The sequence below is a fragment of the Psychromonas sp. MME2 genome (assembly GCF_040566515.1).
Classification (GTDB): Bacteria; Pseudomonadota; Gammaproteobacteria; order Enterobacterales; family Psychromonadaceae; genus Psychromonas.
This window is the reverse complement of record NZ_JBEWXI010000015.1, coordinates 252956-270998: the sequence shown is the minus strand read 5'-3', so window position 1 is coordinate 270998 and position 18043 is coordinate 252956. Positions and strand designations below refer to the sequence as shown.

Sequence of the window (18043 nt, the reverse complement as noted above, 5' to 3'; positions counted from 1 at the left end):
TTCCTCACTTATTTTTTAAGCTTGTAGTTTTTCAAATTCGTGATACACAAGTCCGGTATTAATGACGCCATCTATCTCATTTATTGCGTCAATCACTTCCATAATGACACGCTGATTGGGAGCCTCTAACACGACAACCGCTTTACCTTCAGGAGAGATTGTAATCACTTCAGCCCCTTCGAGTGAATTAATACTTTCTTCAATTTTATTCGCTTTCGTAATATTAATATGAACTATTAAGCTAGAAATATGTAATTCATTATCTGTCATTCTATTTCCTTTATGTCGATAGCTTGGGTTGGGCAGGGAGAAAAGCATGCACCACATCCAGTACATAAATCGGCATTAATCAGCGGGGCATTACTTACCCCCAACTGAAATGATAGGGCTTCAACTTCACAACTGTCAGCACAGCTGCGGCAATAAACATGTAAATTAGCAAGGCATGAATTATTTACCTGTGCTTTTTTTGACCACGGCTGCAACTCTGTACTTACAAATATAGGCGCTTTACAAATATCTGCACACTTTCCACAAAAAGTACATTCACCGCGGCTAAAATCAATGCTGGGGTAACCACCATCCCCTTTAATCACTATTTTTTCAGGGCAGGCATCAATACAATCACCACATTGCGTACAATGTGCAATTAAAGCTTCGGATTGATAAATCCAAGGTAATAAATTATCAATAACCGTATTGTTAGTATGTTTGAATAGCCTACGTTTACTAGCATTAAAAAGCATGGCAAACCTTCTTTGCACTTATTAAGTGTTAACTATAGCTGGCTGTAACTTACTAATATTGAACATCAATCACAGAGTTTGTATTTATATCTATATTGTTGGGTAATAAGCTAGAAACGGATATACCCCTTTAGGGTAAAGTAAAAAAACATTTGATATATATCAAATGTTTTATGGGGTGCTAGCCATGCAATTTGAATATTTAAGGTTAGCCGCCTATAGATGCCAAATGGGGAGTCCCCCCCATTTCGCCTGCATGTAAAAAATGGCTCTCTTTTTTAGTGGTTAAGGCATTAATTATCCGTGTTTTTAATCGTTCCTTATCCTTACTTGAAGCGAGTAAATCACGTAAATCATCCCCTCCTCACCAAACAAACATAAATGTAAACGACCAACTGAAGAGACTCGTAATCGATTACAGCTGTTACAAAAGTCTTTACTATAGGGCATTATTAATCCTATCTCTCCTATATGAGTAGGATGTGTAAATACCTGCGCGGGACCATCATGATTCAATGCTGTTTTTCTTATCCAGCCAGATGCCAATAATTTTTCTTTAATCCACTCCCCTGAGATATGGTGCTTATTAAAAAAATCCGCATTATCTTCTGTCTGCATTAATTCAATAAAACGCAATTGAATGGGCTGATTTTTAATCCAATCAAGATATAAATCAATATCGCAATCATTGAGTCCCCTCATTAACACGCTATTGATTTTGACTTGTTTAAAACCAGCATCGACACATGCCTGAACACCCTGCATCACCCTTTGAAATATATTTTTTCCCGTGATTAAATAGAAAGTCTTCGCATCAAGACTATCAACACTCACGTTAATAGCGTCTAAACCTGCATCAAACCATTGTTGTGCATTTTTACTTAAACTATACCCATTGGTCGTCATTGCTACTTTTTCAATCGTACGAATATTAGCAATGGTGCTGATTATTTCTGAAAAATCTTTACGCAGACTGGGCTCTCCGCCCGTAATACGTACTTTTTTCGTTCCCAATTCAGAGAAAGCATTTAATAAATTTCGGATTTCATTAACGGTTAAAAAATGTTTTTTATGGGGTGAGCTATAACCATCAGGTAAACAGTAATTACATTTAAAATTGCACTCATCGGTAATAGATAAGCGCAGGTACTCAAACTTTCTACCATAGTTATCAATCAATTGGTTCATAATTAGTTCCTTTCCAAATACGGGAGGCAAATAAATTTCTCTATTTACCCTTCTTAAGATAATAAAAATATTCTTAAGCGGCTAAATTCACATATTTATTAAAAATGAATAAACTTAGTGATATTAAGCTCGGAGCTTTATAATAAGTTGTTATCTATCTTGGTGATAATTTAACAGTATGTTACATTAAAAATTACTTTCCTTATTCTCTTAGAGCCATGAAAATTAAGCTACTATTTCAACACAATTCAGTCAGTAAAAAAATCATCGATGCCAGTATATTAGCACTACTACTATTTATAGTGCATTTTATCTTTCAATATAACCTTTTTAATAGTTATTTGCGTGATAATCAAATAATCGCTAAGTTAACTGATAGCCATATTCAAGTTAGTGAATTAGAAGCCTCTCATCATTCAATAAAAAATATCATCGCAAAAATTGATGACAATCTAAGCGTGGCAGCATTAGCCCACTCTTGGTTAAATACCGAGTCAATCAACAAACATAATGGTGAAATATATAAGCAATGGAATCAATTAAAATCAACACAGCAATCACCAACCGCAGATAAATTAGCCCTATCAGTACCCGATTTTGCAACGTCACTTGCCTCTTTAACTAATAAATATAGAGCGCTTGTTGAAAAGAAAATACAACTTATCTATTTATTCGAATCTATCTACTCCCTTTTCCTGTTAAGTAACATTATCTTTATTATTTATTACTGCAAACGCCATATAGCGAATCCAATTAACAAGCTAGTAAAAGATCTATCGTCAGAACAATCTCATCCTTCTGATTTGTCTTCAGATAATGAACTTTCGCAATTAGCCCAAACTATCGAAAATAAATTAGCCCCCCCCCGACTCTTCTCTTGCACGAATGGAACAACAGGTGGCTGAAAAAACGGCTGCTTTAGAAAGTGCTAATCAAACCATTGAATTTTTGTTCACCACATCACAGCAATTAAGTGTTGTTGATTTATCTTCTCCTATTTTAACAGAGGCATTAAATTCGCTGGGTAAATATGCGCAGTTACAAAAATTATGTTTAGAGTTAAATAATGGCCATTTTATTCCAAGTGATTTAGGCTGTGCAACGGGTGCGAAAAATCACTTTCGCATTCCCATTATTCTCAATAGTAAAACCTATGGTTATCTCAATTACGCGACTGCAAATAACACAAAAGTACAGCAAGCGCTGATTGATAGCTTTACCGGTTTGGTTGCAAGAGCACTTTATCAACAAGAACATCACGCCCAGGAGCAGAAATTATTTTTAATGGAAGAGAGAAGTATTATCGCACGCGAATTACACGACTCTATTGCACAATCCTTATCATTTTTAAAAATCCAATGCGATCTTTTACAACGGCAAATTTACAACGAACAAGAACAAGTGGCACAACAAACCATTGATGATATTAAAATAGCACTTGATGAAGCCTATAAACATCTACGCTCTTTACTTGCAACATTCCGTTTAAACGCTCCTCAATCTGACTTTAATGAGGCCTTACAAACGGTCATCAATACATTACAAACAAATACCAAAGCGACTATTTCTGTTCACCATTTTTCAGCACCATTTAGATTAGATGCTCGCCAGCATATACATTTACTACAAATTGTTCGAGAAGCTATCATTAATGCAATAAAACATGCTAACTGCACCGATATTGTTATATCGTGTATCATAACAAGCGATAACAATGTATGGATTAGTATCAATGATAATGGAGAAGGGATGGCCACTGCATATAAAACTGATGATTCAAGCCAGAACTATGATCATTTTGGATTATCGATTATGCAGCACCGCGCCGATGAACTAGGCGCAAAACTTACCTTTCCAAAGCATAGCAAAGGTACCGAAGTAAAAATAATCTTCCCGTTAACCGCCTGTTATACACATAAGGAAGTATAAATGGATCATGTAACACGTGTAATGATTGTCGATGATCACCCTTTAATGCGCAAAGGTATCCAACAATTATTAACTATTGATAATGAATTTGATGTTATTGCCGAAGCACAAAATGGCGACGAAGCGCTGCTATTAGCGGAGCAATTGCACCCTGAACTTATCTTATTAGATTATAATATGCAGGGAATATCTGGTTTAGAGACACTAAAACGGTTGCGCCAACAGGGTTCTGATGGCAAAGTGATTATCTTAACGGTAAGTGATAATAAACAAGATGTTATCGCGATGATTAACCACGGCGCAGATGGCTACCTACTCAAAGATTCCGAACCAGAGCAATTAATCAAGAGTATTAAAAAAATAGCATCAGGTGAGATGGTCGTTACAGATAAATTAAGCGCGTACCTTAACGAACTCGATGAAGAAGATAATATCCGCACAAAATTAGCAAAACTGACTAAACGTGAAGTGCAAATATTACAAGAAATATCAAAAGGTTTAAGTAATCGGGATATTTCTGAAAATATCCATATTTCAGAAGGTACAGTAAAAGTACACGTTAAAAGTTTATTAAAAAAATTGCAGATAAAATCTCGGGTTGAAGCTGCTGTTATTTATTTACAGCAATCGAAATAATCAATTATTAACCATACCTTTTTTTACTTATGTCAATAGGATTAAATATGTGACCTAACTATGAAACAGGGAAACGCTTAGTTAGCTGCGTAAGATATTGTAAATGGGCGTCCCATTGAGCAAACTTACCACCACAGAGCAACTGTGTTAACCTGTAAAATAGTTAGACTATTTTATCCTGTTTTCTATTAACTAGTTAGTTGTGGAGTTCATGCTTACAGATTCTTTAAAAAAACAGATCCGAACAAGTTACGAACTCATTACGCAAGCATTACCTAATTTTAGTAAACGTAAATCGCAAAACTATTTACTCGCTGAAATAGCAAAAGTCCTAAGCGGTGAGTACGACAAATCACGTCGCATTCTTGTTGCCGAAGCTGGCACAGGCATTGGTAAATCGATGGCTTATATATTAGCCGCCCTCCCCGTTGCCCAACGTAACAATAAAAAATTAGTCATATCGACCGCAACCATCACTTTACAAGAACAATTAATTAAAAAAGATTTACCTTTTTTTATACGCCATAGTGATTACAAATTTACTTTTACACTAGCTAAAGGGCGGCAACGATATTGCTGCGAGCATAAATTATTTAACGCACAGCAAGACTCTTCGCAAGCACCATTATTCACCGAAAAACCGCAAGCAGGTGATCGCTCTTTATTGAAATCACTCAATGATACCTATTTAGATGGAAAGTGGGCAGGCGATCGTGACACTTGGCCAACCCCTATACCTGAGCGAGTTTGGCAACATATCGTTTCCGATAAATTTAGCTGCAAGCGTTCCCTTGCAAATCATCGCCAATGCCCATTCCATCGTGCTCGTGATGCTATTAATAAAACAGATGTTATTGTCGTAAACCATGCACTTTTGCTTGCTGACCTTGAACTCGGCGGCGGCATTATTTTACCTGAACCTACTAATTGTTTTTATATTCTCGACGAAGCACATCATTTCCCAAAAATATCGCGAGATTTTTCCAGTGCACAGGCAAATATTAAAGGCACATTAGACTGGTTGAAAAAAATAAAATCTTTAATACAGCATGTTAACCGCGTTATTAAACGTCAAACTACCATTACGCCGGGTATGAATATGCTCGATAGTGCCGTTGAATTAAGCAAAGAGCTAAAAATTGTTGAACATTATTTTACTGCGAATCCCCATTATTTTGCACAATCAGAACAATACCGTTTTAGCATGGGAGAATTACCCGATGCGTTGATAGTCAATGCTGTTAATATCAAAACGGAAAGCAAAAAATGTTTATCGGCTCTTAATAAACTAAATAGTATTATTGACGAAGAAATTAAAGATGGGCATGTAAAAATAGCAGAGGTTGATCCGCTATTAATCGAGTCGGGACTATTTGCACAACGGCTAGAAAATTTACATGCACTCTGGAAAATGGTCAGCAAAGAACGTAATAACCAACATGCACCGATTGCTTCATGGGTTGAAAAGAAAGATAATGATCTATACCTAAATGCCTCTCCAATCGAAGTGGGTGGTATTTTAGAATATATGTTTTGGTCACAAGCCGCTGGCGTGGTTTTATGCTCAGCGACACTGACTTCCCTCAACAATTTTGATTATTTTAAACGAGAAAGCGGCCTAAAAAGTAATGATGGCACTCAGTACCTACGTTTAAAGTCACCGTTTAATTATCAACAAATACCGTTAATTGTTGCAGATATGAAAAATGAACCAACTGAAGCAGGATTTGATGATGAGTTGGTGGTTAAGATAGACCATTATCTACTCGAGAATAAAGCAAATTTAGTCTTATTTGCCTCCTATTGGCAAATGAATTTAGTGGTAGATAAATTAGCTAAAAAATACTCCCAAGCATTATTAGTACAAGGGGTTTTATCACGCAGTAAATTAGTCGAAACACATAAAAAACGCTGTGACCAAGGGCTAACGAGTATCTTGTTTGGTACAGGTAGCTTGTCCGAAGGTCTCGACTTACCCAGCCACTACTTGAATAATTTAATTATCACTAAACTGCCCTTTGCCGTGCCAAACTCCCCCGTAGAAGAAGCGCATTCTGAATGGATAAAAGCACAGGGTGGAAACCCTTTTTTACAACTATCGATTCCTGAAACGAGTAAAAAATTGATTCAATCCTGTGGACGCTTAATACGTACGGAAGAGGATACTGGTCAAATTATTATTTTAGATAAACGAGTGAAAACTAAGCGCTATGGTAAAAGCTTACTTGATGCACTTCCCCCTTTTGATATTCGCTATGAGATAAAACATGATGATTGAAGTTTTACTAGATCCAAGCAGTTGGTTTTTAATTGCTATAGTCGGTTTATTAGCGGGGTTTATTGATGCCATTGTCGGTGGAGGAGGCATGTTAACCGTCCCAGCCCTACTAAGTATTGGCTTACCCCCTCACTTAACCTTGGGGACAAATAAACTCTCAGCTAGCTTCGCTTCAGGAACGGCCGCCTATACGTTTTTTAGCAAGAAACTATTTGATCCTCATTTTTGGTTACAAAGTTTTTATAGCACCTTAATTGGTGCAATATTTGGCACTATTGTGGTTAATTTTATTACCACACAATGGCTGGAAAAACTACTGCCACTCATTATTTTAGGGGTGGCGATATATAGTCTATTCAATCGAATGCATGATATTAACAATAACTTGCTACCAGAAAAAACCGCAGCATTTCAATTAAAACAACGTCTACAGGGCTTTATATTAGGTTTTTATGATGGCGTATCAGGACCAGGAACAGGTGCTTTCTGGGTCATTAGCAATATGCGTTTGTATACAATCAATATATTACTAGCAAGCGGCGTTGCAAAAGCAATGAACTTCACCAGTAATTTGGCAGCCTTAGCTGTCTTTATCTATTTTGAACAGGTTGATTGGTTGATTGGATTAATAATGGGAAGCTGCTTGATGTTAGGCGCTTATATAGGCGCACATTCTGCAATTCGCTTTGGAGCCAAATTTATTCGCCCCATTTTTATCTCTATTGTTGTCATTATGGCGATCAAATTAGGTTATAACGCATGGCTAAACTAAATAAAACCGAGTTAGCCGGCTATCTAACACTTTTGCAATCGTTACAAAATCAATTACATGATTTGAGTAAACGTTGCAATCTCTTAGATAAAACAATTAAGCAGAGTGAGAATCATTTTTTTGTTTTCGAAGTGCACATTTTTGCACAGCGGTCTTTAAACCTGAAGGGTTATATAACACAGCTACAGGATACCTATAATGGTTTACATGATGTGATAACTAAAGGTTTACCAGAAGATCTGATTAAATTTGAATGTGAACATTTTGTGGCGCAGTTTCAAGTTTTATTACAGCTCGTACAAGGGTTAGAACAAGGTCAAGCAAAACTACTCTATCATTCTTACTCCAAACCAAAAGAACAGATATACCAACAACTACAAAAACAATACCACTATGAACATCGCCTATTAACCATGATTTCTGAACAGGAAGATCGCCTGCTTGCTACTGAAAATGACGATAAATATTATATAAAAGAAAAAATAGCCGCATTAAAAGTACGTTACCAGAAATGCAATACTTATACACAGCACCTTGAGTTTAAATTGGATGAAATTAAAGATGACTAAAAATAACAGACAACAAATTAAATTGAGTGATGCACCAAAATCCATTCAACTTGCTGTCGATTTAATTCAGTTATTAGAAGAAAATAAAATTGAAACCCAAACCGCAATCGAGGCGCTAGAGATTGTCTTAAATGATTTCAAAAAAAAGCGGCTATCAAAAATAACCGCAATATTTAAAACAGCGACATTTAGATGGTAAATTTAGCGACACTCTGGTCAACTTTCTGCGCCAAAGAGCGAACATTTTCGCTCTCTGTCCGAGTCTGATCACTTGCATGACCTGTTTCAACGGAAATGTCATTAATACTGACCATAGCACGCGCAATTTCTTCAGATACAGCGGCTTGTTCCGTTGTCGCTGAGGAAATCTGCCCTGTCATCTGATTAATATTATCGACATACTCGACCACTCGCTTCAAATTATGATCCGTTTCTGCAGCTGCTTCGATTGTTTTCTTCGTTGCATCTTTACCTTCCGCCATATTCGCGGCAGCACTTAGCGCTAAATTTTGTAACTTCTCGATAATTTTTTGGATCTCAACCGTCGAGTTTTGCGTGCTATGCGCTAAACTTCTCACCTCATCTGCAACCACCGCGAAACCACGTCCAGCTTCTCCAGCACGTGCTGCTTCAATAGCAGCATTAAGTGCCAACAAATTCGTCTGATCAGAAATACCGGTAATGACATTAAGGACCTGCGCAATTTCTGCTGAGCCGATCTTAAGCTCATCAACAACAGCACTAGCATCATCAATTTTACTAGCCGCGTTATCAATTAAATCGATAGTGTCAGCAACCATCTTACTAGCACTGTTAATCATTTCACTTGCTTCAGCGGTCGCATTAGCAGCATTAAATGTATTACCTTCAACTTCTTTAACGGTTAGAGACATCTGCTCAATGGCGCTGACAACCGTTTGAATTTCATCGGTCTGCTTTACAACACCACGGTTTGTTTGTGCTGCAATCACGGACAAACCGGAAGCTGCATCAATAAGAAACGTTGAAGAGGCTGCCAAATTTTTTAAAAGTTGGTGGAACTCTTCGAGCATAGCATTAATAGATTGGCTTAATATTCCCAATTCATCTGCCGAGTTTTCGATATCAATGCGCTCTGTTAAATCGCCATTTTCAGCTTTTAACATGACACTTTGTATATTTTTAATAGGATTAACGATAGCTTTCATTATGAAATAGGAAATAAATAACATCACAACCAGTGCGACAGAAGCAGCCAATAACATCGCAATTGTCGCATGCCGTGCTTTAGCTTCAACATCACTAATATAAATTCCAGTACCGACCACCAAATCCCATGGTTTAAACGCTATCGAATAGGACAGCTTAGACTCAGGTGTACCATTTACTTCGCGCGGAAACTGATATTCAACATAGCCACGTCCGCTACTATTTTTAGTCGCTTGTAAAAGGTCTCGATAAACATAGCGCCCATCACTATCTTTTACATTGCCAATATTATTTCCACTTTTTTTACCTTTAGCCGACACACGAAGTATCATGTCTGATGTAAAAGCGAAAAAATATCCATTGTCGTCATAACCGAGATTTTGTAATGTAATGTAAAACGCTTGTTTTGCCTGCTCAGATGTCAATTCGCCCATTTGTACGCGCTCTTGGTATAGTTTGAGCAAATTTTCGACTGATTCAAGTTGCACTTTAAGTTGTGTTTTGCGCGCTTCAAACATTTCCTCTTTAACTAAAGAGATCCCCCTATAACCGATAGTAATAATGGCAAACATAGAAAAGAACAACAGAAAATAGATTTTCTGCTTGATGGTCAGTGACATATATATATCCTTATAATTAATAATAGTATCAATCCATAGCGCTTAATGACTAGAAGAAAAGTGATTTATCCTGCCAAAATATCCCTAAGCATTGAATATACTCATGGTACGATGTTATTTTTACTCTATCCCTACAATAAAGAGTATTTATCCACACCAAGTTAGCTACAATACAATGAAAAAAAACATGAAAAATGTTTAATATCAATTAAGTATACTGTTAGCTCAAACCTTAACCACAATTAAAATCTAACTCCTCGCAATACGGGACTTCAGTAACTTGTACCTCATCTACACGTGCTGTTTTTGGTCCCATGCTTAACCACTTAACCATTTTGTCAATATCATCTCTATCACCATAAAGTAACACTTCAACATTGCCATTATTGAGATTTTTCGCGTGTCCAGTTAACCCATAGAGCTGTGCTTCTTTAAGGGTAAAATAACGAAATCCTACGCCTTGAACGTGCCCAGTAACAATTACCTTACAACCAATATCACTCATAGCTCCTCCTTATTTGATCAAAAATAAGCTTAGAACATTTATCATGAATTTATCAATGGGATGTAAAAATAAAAAACAGCATTTTACAATATAGGAGGGGATGAAGCAACATTGCCCAATATCTTTAGGGCATGTTGCTATGGTTAATTTTAGTAGTGTTGCTATTGTTTGCGCCAAGTTGTACCAGCAGCACTGTCTTCTAATACAATTTTGAGCGCCGCTAATTTATCCCTCGCTTGGTCAGCACTAGCCCAATCTTTATTCGCTCGAGCATCATTACGCTGCTTGATAAGCGCTTCAATAAGCATGACTTCGTCATCATTTTCATTGCCCTTTAAAAACAGCTCAGGAGATTGACTGAGTAAGCCAAGTACATTTGCCATTGTTATTAATAACGCGGCTAATTGTGCCACCTTATTGCTGCCAGCCGCTTTTACGCGGTTTATTTCTTTAACAAGATCAAATAAGACAGCGAGCGCCTCTGGGGTATTAAAATCATCGTCCATAGCAGCACAGAAGCGACTGTAATGGGGATCATTTTTATCAATTTTTAAATCTGCAACATCAACATCACGAATCGCAGTATATAAGCGTTCAAGACTCGCTCGTGCCTGTTTCAGGTTATCTTCTGAATAATTCAGTTGACTACGATATTGACCTGATATTAAAAAGTAACGGACAGATTCGCTATCATACTCAGCTAATACATCTTTAATAGTGAAAAAATTATTTAAAGATTTAGACATTTTTACTTTATCAACTTGCACCATGCCAGAATGCATCCACGTATTGACATATTTTCCGTGGTGAGCACAACAGGATTGCGCAATCTCATTTTCGTGATGTGGGAAAGCAAGATCAGAACCACCCCCATGGATATCAAATATTTCACCGAGATGTTTATGATTCATCGCAGAACACTCAATGTGCCAACCTGGACGACCATTTCCCCAAGGTGATGGCCAAAATGGTTCATTGTCTTTAGACATTTTCCATAACACAAAATCGAGGGGATTATGTTTACTTTCATCGACATCAACACGTGAGCCTGCTTGCAACATCTGTAAATCTTGCCCACTAAGTTGACCATACTCAGTGAAACTTGCAACCGAAAAGAGGACATCGCCATTGTCGGCGATATAAGCATGATTTTTGTGCAATAATTTTTCAATCATCACTATCACCTCATCCATATGTTCGGTCACTCGCGGCTCTAAATCAGGGCGTAGCATATTTAAAGCATCGAAATCATCGTGCATTGCCTTGGTAAATCGTTGCGTCAGTTGATCACAACTCTCTCCATTTTCATTGGCACGTTTAATTATTTTGTCATCAACATCGGTGATATTACGGATATAAGTTAAATTGTAACCACTGAAACGAAGGTAACGTGCAACCGTGTCAAATGCCACGAATGTTCTGGCATGGCCTATATGACAGTAATCATAGATAGTGACACCACACACGTACATGCCTACCTTTCCTGTAACAAGTGGCTTAAATAATTCTTTTTGTCTGGTCAGTGTGTTGTATATTTTTAACATCCGGCTTCCAATCTAGTAAATATAAAGTGCTATTCTAACTCGCAACTAGGACAAATTCATCCTTTGTATTTAATGAAAATAGTTGTTCATGTATGATAGCGGCTTTATTTAATAACAGGATCATAAAATGATTACTTTACATACAAATTTTGGCGATATTAAACTTCAACTAGATGCTGAAAAAGCGCCAAAAACAGCGGCAAATTTTACTAAATATGCACAAACAGGCCATTATGATAACACTATTTTTCACCGTGTAATTGATGGATTTATGATTCAAGGTGGCGGATTTAAGTCAGGCATGGAAGAAAAAGAGACTGATGCGCCCGTTAAAAATGAAGCAAATAACGGCTTATCAAATAAGAAGTATTCTGTTGCTATGGCGCGCACAAACGAGCCGCACTCAGCTTCAGCGCAGTTTTTTATCAACGTAAATGATAATAAATTTTTAGATTTCAAATCAGAAACGGCTAACGGGTGGGGCTACTGTGTTTTCGCTCAGGTCGTTGAAGGCTCTGAAGTTGTAGACAAAATTAAAGGTGTAGCAACAGGTAACTTTGGTTTTGTCCATCAAGATGTGCCACTTGAAGATGTTGTTATCACCAGTGTAACAGTAGAAAAATAAATTATGCGTACCCTCTTCATTGCCGACTTACACTTAAGCGAAGATAACCCAGAAATTACTGCTGCATTTTTTCACTTTTTAGATAAAGAATGTGAAGATGTTGATGCCTTGTATATTCTTGGTGATCTATTCGAGGTTTGGATCGGCGATGATGAGCACACGCCATTAATGGATGAAGTAGCAAAACGGCTTGCGCATTGTGCCACTCATAACAATACACATATTTACTATTTACATGGTAATCGCGATTTTATGATTGGAAAAAGCTATGCCAAACAAGCTTGTATGCAGCTATTACCCGAACATCACGAAATAGAACTATATGGGCAAAAAGCATTAATTATGCATGGTGACACACTCTGCTTAGCTGATTTAAATTATCAGAAAATGCGTAAAATCATCCATAATCGCTACATACAGTTTATCTTTAATTTATTACCGCTATCGATTCGTAAAAAGATTGGTTGGAAAATCCGAACAGCAAGTCAATCCAAAAAAACGACAAAGAACGCCCAAATGATGAGTGTAACGCAAGATGAAGTGATACGTCTTTTAAAAAAACATCAGCTAAAAATAGTAATACATGGTCATACGCACAAAGTTGCAGAGCATAAATTTGAAGTAGATGGTGCAGTAATGCAACGTTACGATGTCGGTGATTGGTATCAAACACTAAGTTTTTTAGAAGCTAAAAAAGAACAATTAACTTTGATAATACATCCTATCAATTACTATTCGCTCTGATTTTATCGATCTTTTAATAATCGTCGCATCACTTTCCCCACGTTATTTTTAGGCAGCTCATTGACAATTTCAATCATTTTTGGTCGTTTATAGGCAGTAAGATTATCACGACAGTGTGCTTGAATATCTTTAACCGTAATTGAATAATCACGCAAAACTACAAACACTTTTACTATCTCACTGCCATCGTTGCTATCAACACCAACTGCAGCGCTCTCTAATACACCATCAATGGTGCTAATAACGGATTCGATTTCATTTGGATAAACATTAAAACCTGACACTAAAATCATATCTTTTTTTCTATCGACTAAACGCAACAAACCTTGTTCATCAAATAAACCAATATCACCACTGCGAAACCAGCCATCAATAAACGCATTGTCGGTCTCTTGTTTATTATTCCAATAAGCTGGCATCACTTGTGGTCCTTTTATCTCAATTTCGCCTGCCACATTAATTGCATGAACCAGCTCATTATTGGTATCGCGCAGACGGATTAAGGTACTTGGCAGCGGGTAGCCAATTGAACCACTAAAAGAGGTAAAGTTATGGGGAACAACAGACACCATCGGTGCGCACTCCGTTAACCCATATCCATCTAGCACCACACTATTAGTCTTTTCGAACCATCTAGTGGCAATATTCGCTTGTGTTGCCATACCGCCGGAGAGGGTTATACGCAGTCGTGAAAAATCAATTTGCGAAAATTTGCGGTGATTAAGCAACGCATTGAATAGCGTATTAATGCCAATAAAGTAATCAAACGGGTATTTTTTTAACGTCGCAATAAAAGCGCCAATATCCCTTGGGTTAGTAATCAGAATATTCTTACCGCCCATGTGTAAAAAAAATAGACAATTAACCGTTAATGCAAAGGCGTGGTAAAGCGGTAATGCCGTTATAACCACATCTTCTCCTTTTTTCACCACGGCACCAAAAACGGCCGTCGCTTGCATTAAGCTCGCTACCATATTTTTATGTTGTAAAATCGCCCCTTTTGAAACCCCCGTTGTCCCACCTGTATACTGAATAAAAGCAATATCATCACTGTTAATTAGTGGACGATGAAAAAAGAGATTTTCACCGGTTTGTAGTGCATCTCGATAACTATGCGCATCGGGTAGATGATACTTTGGCACCATTTTTTTTATATGAGAGATAAAAAAATTAGCCATATTACGCTTCACGAATGTTAATTCATCAGCTATTCGACTTAGAACAACGTGCTCAATGGCTGTTTCGGTTACGATGTTTTCCAATGTTTTGGCAAAGTTAGAAACAATAAAAATAGCTTTAGCCCCAGAGTCGTTAAGCTGAAATTTTAATTCCCGACTTGTGTACAGTGGATTGATATTGACAACAACCATTCCAGCCCTAAGGATGCCAAGTAATATAATAGGATACTGTAATAAATTAGGCATCATGATCGCTACGCGATCTCCCTGAGCCAACTTTAAGGCGTTCTGCAAATAACTGGCAATCGCTTGTGATTTTTTTTCTAACTGATAGTAAGTAAGCGTTACATCCATATTGACAAATGCAGGGCAACTTGGGTAATGGGTGAAACTCTTTTCAACTATTTCAATTAAATTTGCATACGGTAAGGGCGGAAGATTGGGGGCTACATCATTAGGATAGTTATCTAACCACGGTGAAAACATATCATTCTCTTAAATAAACAGTAAATGCAGGAAATTAATGATAAAAAGGCCTGGAAAGCCCGCCTATAGAAGTACGATATAAACGAGATCAAAGTTGGGCATAATCTAACGTGATAGCAGCAGCTTCTATTAAAAATGCATCAACGGGTTCAAAATCATCGGGTAAATCATCAATTTTTTTAATCAGAGGTAGACCCGCTCGAGCTAAACGTTCATTAGCACGTTTTACAGCACTCTTTTCATTCTTTCCACGCAGGATAATCCGTTCTTGTTCATTTAATGAAATAACAGTGTTATCTTTTTCTCTACGGTACTCTTCGATATCATCATTTAAATAATTAAATTCGACTTCGTTTTTAATCCTTTTTTGATGTTTGACCTGCAACTCATCAATATACTTCTGAATATCATCGATTGGTTGATATTCTGCCGATTTTATATTATCCCAAGGTAGTGCATTTTTTTCTAAGCTCTCCCCTGTATCATTGTGATCAACTGCCGTTGGAAATAGAATATCGGGTATAACACCTTTATGCTGCGTACTGCCACCATTTATCCGATAGAATTTGGCTATTGTATATTGAACTGAACCAATACTTTCGGCATTGCTATCATAAAATCTAGATAATGGTCTATGCTGCTGCACCGTACCTTTACCAAAACTTTGCTCACCGAGAATAATCGCACGACCGTAATCCTGTAATGCCGCGGCAAATATCTCAGATGCAGAGGCACTATAACGATTTATCAGTACCGTTAATGGACCATCATAAGATATCTTTTTATTATCATCTTCGGTAACAACAATTTGGTTCCGGCTATCACGTACTTGTACAACGGGGCCTGATTTAATAAATAGGCCAGTAAGTAAAGTAGCTTCTGTTAATGCCCCTCCACCGTTATTACGCAAATCAATAACGATACCAGCAACGTCTTGTTTTTTGAGATCTTGCGAGCTTTTTCTCAACATCTTCACTCAATTTCAAGTAAAAACTTGGAATTGTAATAACCCCTATTTTTTTACCATCAATAACTTCAATTGAAGATTTAGCTTCACGATCTTCTAAGTGTATTTCCTCACGAGTAATTTCAACAAGGCGATCACTGTCAACATTCTTTCCTGACAACACTTGTAATTGAACTTTCGTTCCTTTTGGACCTTTAATTAGGTCAACGATATCATCTAATCGCCACCCAACAACATCGACCATAGGTTCGCCTTCTTGGCCAACGGCAATGATTTTATCATCTTTAAAAATCTGTTTGGAACGATCAGCTGGTCCGCCTGGAACTAAACTTCTCACTATCGTATAATCATCTTCGAGCTGTAATACGGCTCCGATCCCTTCCAGTGATAAATTCATTTCCATTTTAAAACGTTTAGCATTGCGAGGAGAAAGGTAGCTGGTATGCGGTTCGATAGTATGTGAATAGGCATTCATAAAGCTTTGAAATACATCCTCACTTTCCGTTTGAAATAAACGCTTAATGGCGCTTTCATAACGTTTGCTTAGTTGTTTTTTAATGGCGGGCCATTTTTTACCATTTAACTTTAGTACTAAAGCGTCTGATTTAACTTTTTTACGCCAGAGTTCATCAAGCTCGGCACTATTTGCAGGCCAAGGTGCATCTGTTCGATCCAGTTGGTACTCTTCTTGTTTAGAAAAATCCATCGGTTTCTCAAGTAAAGAGAGTGCAAAATTAAAACGCTCAAAACGGCGTAATAAGTTCAGCTGGTACATAGCATAAACATTACTTAACTGCCCCGTTTTAAGGCTGTCATCTAATAAAAATTGATATTCACGAAGATTATCAATATCAGATTGAGTAAATATTTGCTTGCTATAATCAAGCTGCTCAATATAACGGTCAAACACTTTCTCAGAAAGTTCGTCATTGAGCGCGATAAATTTATAATGCGAGCGACTAAAAAGGTCGCTCGCTCTTTTCGCCACCTTAGCGTGTTGCACTTGAGGTGCTAGTTTGGGGATTTTATTACTATCAAAATTACTAGCAAACGCAACGCTTAATCCAATACATAAGGTACTGGCAACAACTAAAATATAACGAAAAAATTGAATCATTAATTTACCTTTTTAAACAATGAGATTTTTAGCTTTGACTTTAACCGTCATGCCTGAATCAAGTTGTACTTGCACATCATCTTTAGCAATATCGACAACTACGCCTGATACTGGTGATTTACCTAATACCACTTTGACCGTTTGCTGAAGTTTAAGTTCCGCATGCACCGCTGGTTTGAAGTTGCTTAAATCTTCTACTTTATCAGCTTTAACAGCTACTTTTTTTACTCGAGATGGGATATTGACTTGTTTTGGCGTTTTTTTAGCATTGCCATTTTTTGCCGTAGCGGTTTCGTTTACTTTGCTTTTTTTATTGGCAAATGCTTTTTCTTTACTCTCTTTTAATGTTTTTAATGCATGTTCAGCGTGCTCTGCAGATACTGCATCACCTTCAACACCGTCAAGGTCAACGCGTTTTATTGATTCCTTCACGCAGTGCAGGTATCGCCAACTTAACGTATATTGACGTAATGCCCCACGCAATTGGGTCTTACTAACACGAGGTTCATTTTCTAAACGTTCAGCCAGATCCTGAAAAAGGCCTATTTTTAGTGGCTTAGCTGCATCATTTGCAGCTGTAAAACATAAAGGAAATTGTTCTATTAAGAATGCGATAATTTGTTTGTTGTTAGTAAATTTTTCAGAAAGTTCCATGTAAAACCTAATTATTAAAGCCATATAAGGCGCTAAATGATCTGCTAAATCATTACAAATTGAATATAACTTTACATTATAGAGATGCGTTAAACAAATGTGAAACTTAATTTCACCACCGCTCCCTATTTTGCTTGTTAATCATCATTATCTATTTATGTCATACATTTATAGTAATTTATATAAAGAATTAAATAAATCGTGAAATTATCCCATTAACTTGTTTGCCACTATACTATCCATTTTTTATAAAAACGCGTAAACTGCCGCGCACAGCAATAGTCGCGCATTTTTATA

General features: G+C 37.1%; 16 protein-coding genes, 2 pseudogenes and 1 riboswitch. Of the genes and pseudogenes, 9 read left to right on the top strand and 9 right to left on the bottom strand.

The features are described 5' to 3' along the window. Positions 1–15: 15 nt before the first annotated feature. The 3 genes and pseudogenes from AB1A03_RS16610 to moaA all read right to left on the bottom strand — a co-directional run bounded on the left by AB1A03_RS16610 (position 16) and on the right by moaA (position 1934). Complete coding sequence (locus AB1A03_RS16610; RefSeq protein WP_354625707.1) at positions 16–270, bottom strand: chaperone NapD; 255 nt, start codon at positions 268–270, stop codon at positions 16–18. Then, a complete protein-coding gene (napF, locus tag AB1A03_RS16605; protein WP_354625706.1) occupies positions 267–746 on the bottom strand; it encodes a ferredoxin-type protein NapF in 480 nt (159 codons plus the stop codon). Before napF ends, AB1A03_RS16610 begins: the two co-directional genes overlap by 4 nt. Before the next feature lie 208 nt (positions 747–954). After that, positions 955–1934 (bottom strand): annotated as a pseudogene (gene moaA / locus AB1A03_RS16600) (GTP 3',8-cyclase MoaA). Continuing rightward, a riboswitch (molybdenum cofactor riboswitch) is annotated at positions 1925–2081 on the bottom strand. It overlaps the preceding pseudogene by 10 nt. A 71-nt stretch (positions 2082–2152) precedes the next feature. Here moaA and AB1A03_RS16595 point away from each other — a divergent pair. The 7 genes from AB1A03_RS16595 (at position 2153) to AB1A03_RS16565 (ending at position 8317) form a co-directional block, all read left to right on the top strand. Further along, a complete protein-coding gene (locus AB1A03_RS16595) occupies positions 2153–2839 on the top strand; it encodes a hypothetical protein (RefSeq protein WP_354625705.1) in 687 nt (228 codons plus the stop codon). Further along, positions 2832–3863 (top strand): histidine kinase, encoded by a 1032-nt coding sequence (locus AB1A03_RS16590; RefSeq protein WP_354625704.1) that lies wholly within the window; start codon positions 2832–2834, stop codon positions 3861–3863. Before AB1A03_RS16595 ends, AB1A03_RS16590 begins: the two co-directional genes overlap by 8 nt. Further along, a complete protein-coding gene (narL, locus tag AB1A03_RS16585; RefSeq protein ID WP_354625703.1) occupies positions 3864–4499 on the top strand; it encodes a two-component system response regulator NarL in 636 nt (211 codons plus the stop codon). Between the two features lie 211 nt (positions 4500–4710). After that, positions 4711–6777 carry an ATP-dependent DNA helicase DinG gene (dinG, locus tag AB1A03_RS16580; protein ID WP_354625702.1) on the top strand — a complete coding sequence of 689 codons (2067 nt, stop codon included), beginning with the start codon at positions 4711–4713 and terminating at the stop codon, positions 6775–6777. Beyond that, positions 6770–7549 (top strand): TSUP family transporter, encoded by a 780-nt coding sequence (locus tag AB1A03_RS16575; RefSeq protein WP_354625831.1) that lies wholly within the window; start codon positions 6770–6772, stop codon positions 7547–7549. The genes dinG and AB1A03_RS16575 overlap by 8 nt, the downstream gene beginning before the upstream one ends. After that, complete coding sequence (locus AB1A03_RS16570; protein ID WP_354625701.1) at positions 7537–8118, top strand: primosomal replication protein; 582 nt, start codon at positions 7537–7539, stop codon at positions 8116–8118. Before AB1A03_RS16575 ends, AB1A03_RS16570 begins: the two co-directional genes overlap by 13 nt. Further along, positions 8111–8317 (top strand): YbaM family protein, encoded by a 207-nt coding sequence (locus AB1A03_RS16565; protein WP_354625700.1) that lies wholly within the window; start codon positions 8111–8113, stop codon positions 8315–8317. Before AB1A03_RS16570 ends, AB1A03_RS16565 begins: the two co-directional genes overlap by 8 nt. On the opposite strand, the gene AB1A03_RS16560 is transcribed toward AB1A03_RS16565, so the two are convergent. The 3 genes from AB1A03_RS16560 to cysS all read right to left on the bottom strand — a co-directional run bounded on the left by AB1A03_RS16560 (position 8307) and on the right by cysS (position 11975). After that, complete coding sequence (locus tag AB1A03_RS16560) at positions 8307–9926, bottom strand: methyl-accepting chemotaxis protein (RefSeq protein ID WP_354625699.1); 1620 nt, start codon at positions 9924–9926, stop codon at positions 8307–8309. The genes AB1A03_RS16565 and AB1A03_RS16560 overlap by 11 nt on opposite strands. A 232-nt stretch (positions 9927–10158) precedes the next feature. Continuing rightward, positions 10159–10431 (bottom strand): acylphosphatase, encoded by a 273-nt coding sequence (yccX, locus tag AB1A03_RS16555; protein ID WP_354625698.1) that lies wholly within the window; start codon positions 10429–10431, stop codon positions 10159–10161. A 161-nt stretch (positions 10432–10592) separates the two neighbouring features. Then, positions 10593–11975 carry a cysteine--tRNA ligase gene (gene cysS / locus AB1A03_RS16550; protein WP_354625697.1) on the bottom strand — a complete coding sequence of 461 codons (1383 nt, stop codon included), beginning with the start codon at positions 11973–11975 and terminating at the stop codon, positions 10593–10595. Between the two features lie 127 nt (positions 11976–12102). Here cysS and AB1A03_RS16545 point away from each other — a divergent pair, with 127 nt between their 5' ends. After that, a complete protein-coding gene (locus tag AB1A03_RS16545) occupies positions 12103–12600 on the top strand; it encodes a peptidylprolyl isomerase (protein WP_354625696.1) in 498 nt (165 codons plus the stop codon). A gap of 3 nt (positions 12601–12603) precedes the next feature. Continuing rightward, positions 12604–13344 (top strand): UDP-2,3-diacylglucosamine diphosphatase, encoded by a 741-nt coding sequence (locus AB1A03_RS16540; RefSeq protein ID WP_354625695.1) that lies wholly within the window; start codon positions 12604–12606, stop codon positions 13342–13344. Positions 13345–13346: 2 nt separating this feature from the next. On the opposite strand, the gene AB1A03_RS16535 is transcribed toward AB1A03_RS16540, so the two are convergent. From AB1A03_RS16535 to proQ, 3 genes and pseudogenes are all read right to left on the bottom strand, one after another. Continuing rightward, positions 13347–15008, bottom strand: coding sequence for an AMP-binding protein (locus AB1A03_RS16535; RefSeq protein ID WP_354625694.1), 1662 nt, complete (start codon positions 15006–15008; stop codon positions 13347–13349). 88 nt (positions 15009–15096) lie between these two features. Next, positions 15097–17092, bottom strand: a pseudogene (prc, locus tag AB1A03_RS17405) (carboxy terminal-processing peptidase). Between the two features lie 12 nt (positions 17093–17104). Next, the gene (gene proQ / locus AB1A03_RS16520) at positions 17105–17746 is read right to left on the bottom strand and encodes an RNA chaperone ProQ (RefSeq protein ID WP_354625691.1); all 642 of its coding nucleotides are present in this window, start codon (positions 17744–17746) and stop codon (positions 17105–17107) included. Positions 17747–18043 lie beyond the last annotated feature (297 nt).

Coding starts and splice junctions, on each gene's coding strand:
- AB1A03_RS16610 (WP_354625707.1), bottom strand. CDS start 270: ATGACAGATAATGAATTACATATTTCTAGCTTAATAGTTCATATTAAT.
- napF (WP_354625706.1), bottom strand. CDS start 746: ATGCTTTTTAATGCTAGTAAACGTAGGCTATTCAAACATACTAACAAT.
- AB1A03_RS16595 (WP_354625705.1), top strand. CDS start 2,153: ATGAAAATTAAGCTACTATTTCAACACAATTCAGTCAGTAAAAAAATC.
- narL (WP_354625703.1), top strand. CDS start 3,864: ATGGATCATGTAACACGTGTAATGATTGTCGATGATCACCCTTTAATG.
- dinG (WP_354625702.1), top strand. CDS start 4,711: ATGCTTACAGATTCTTTAAAAAAACAGATCCGAACAAGTTACGAACTC.
- AB1A03_RS16575 (WP_354625831.1), top strand. CDS start 6,770: ATGATTGAAGTTTTACTAGATCCAAGCAGTTGGTTTTTAATTGCTATA.
- AB1A03_RS16570 (WP_354625701.1), top strand. CDS start 7,537: ATGGCTAAACTAAATAAAACCGAGTTAGCCGGCTATCTAACACTTTTG.
- AB1A03_RS16565 (WP_354625700.1), top strand. CDS start 8,111: ATGACTAAAAATAACAGACAACAAATTAAATTGAGTGATGCACCAAAA.
- AB1A03_RS16560 (WP_354625699.1), bottom strand. CDS start 9,926: ATGTCACTGACCATCAAGCAGAAAATCTATTTTCTGTTGTTCTTTTCT.
- yccX (WP_354625698.1), bottom strand. CDS start 10,431: ATGAGTGATATTGGTTGTAAGGTAATTGTTACTGGGCACGTTCAAGGC.
- cysS (WP_354625697.1), bottom strand. CDS start 11,975: ATGTTAAAAATATACAACACACTGACCAGACAAAAAGAATTATTTAAG.
- AB1A03_RS16545 (WP_354625696.1), top strand. CDS start 12,103: ATGATTACTTTACATACAAATTTTGGCGATATTAAACTTCAACTAGAT.
- AB1A03_RS16540 (WP_354625695.1), top strand. CDS start 12,604: ATGCGTACCCTCTTCATTGCCGACTTACACTTAAGCGAAGATAACCCA.
- AB1A03_RS16535 (WP_354625694.1), bottom strand. CDS start 15,008: ATGTTTTCACCGTGGTTAGATAACTATCCTAATGATGTAGCCCCCAAT.
- proQ (WP_354625691.1), bottom strand. CDS start 17,746: ATGGAACTTTCTGAAAAATTTACTAACAACAAACAAATTATCGCATTC.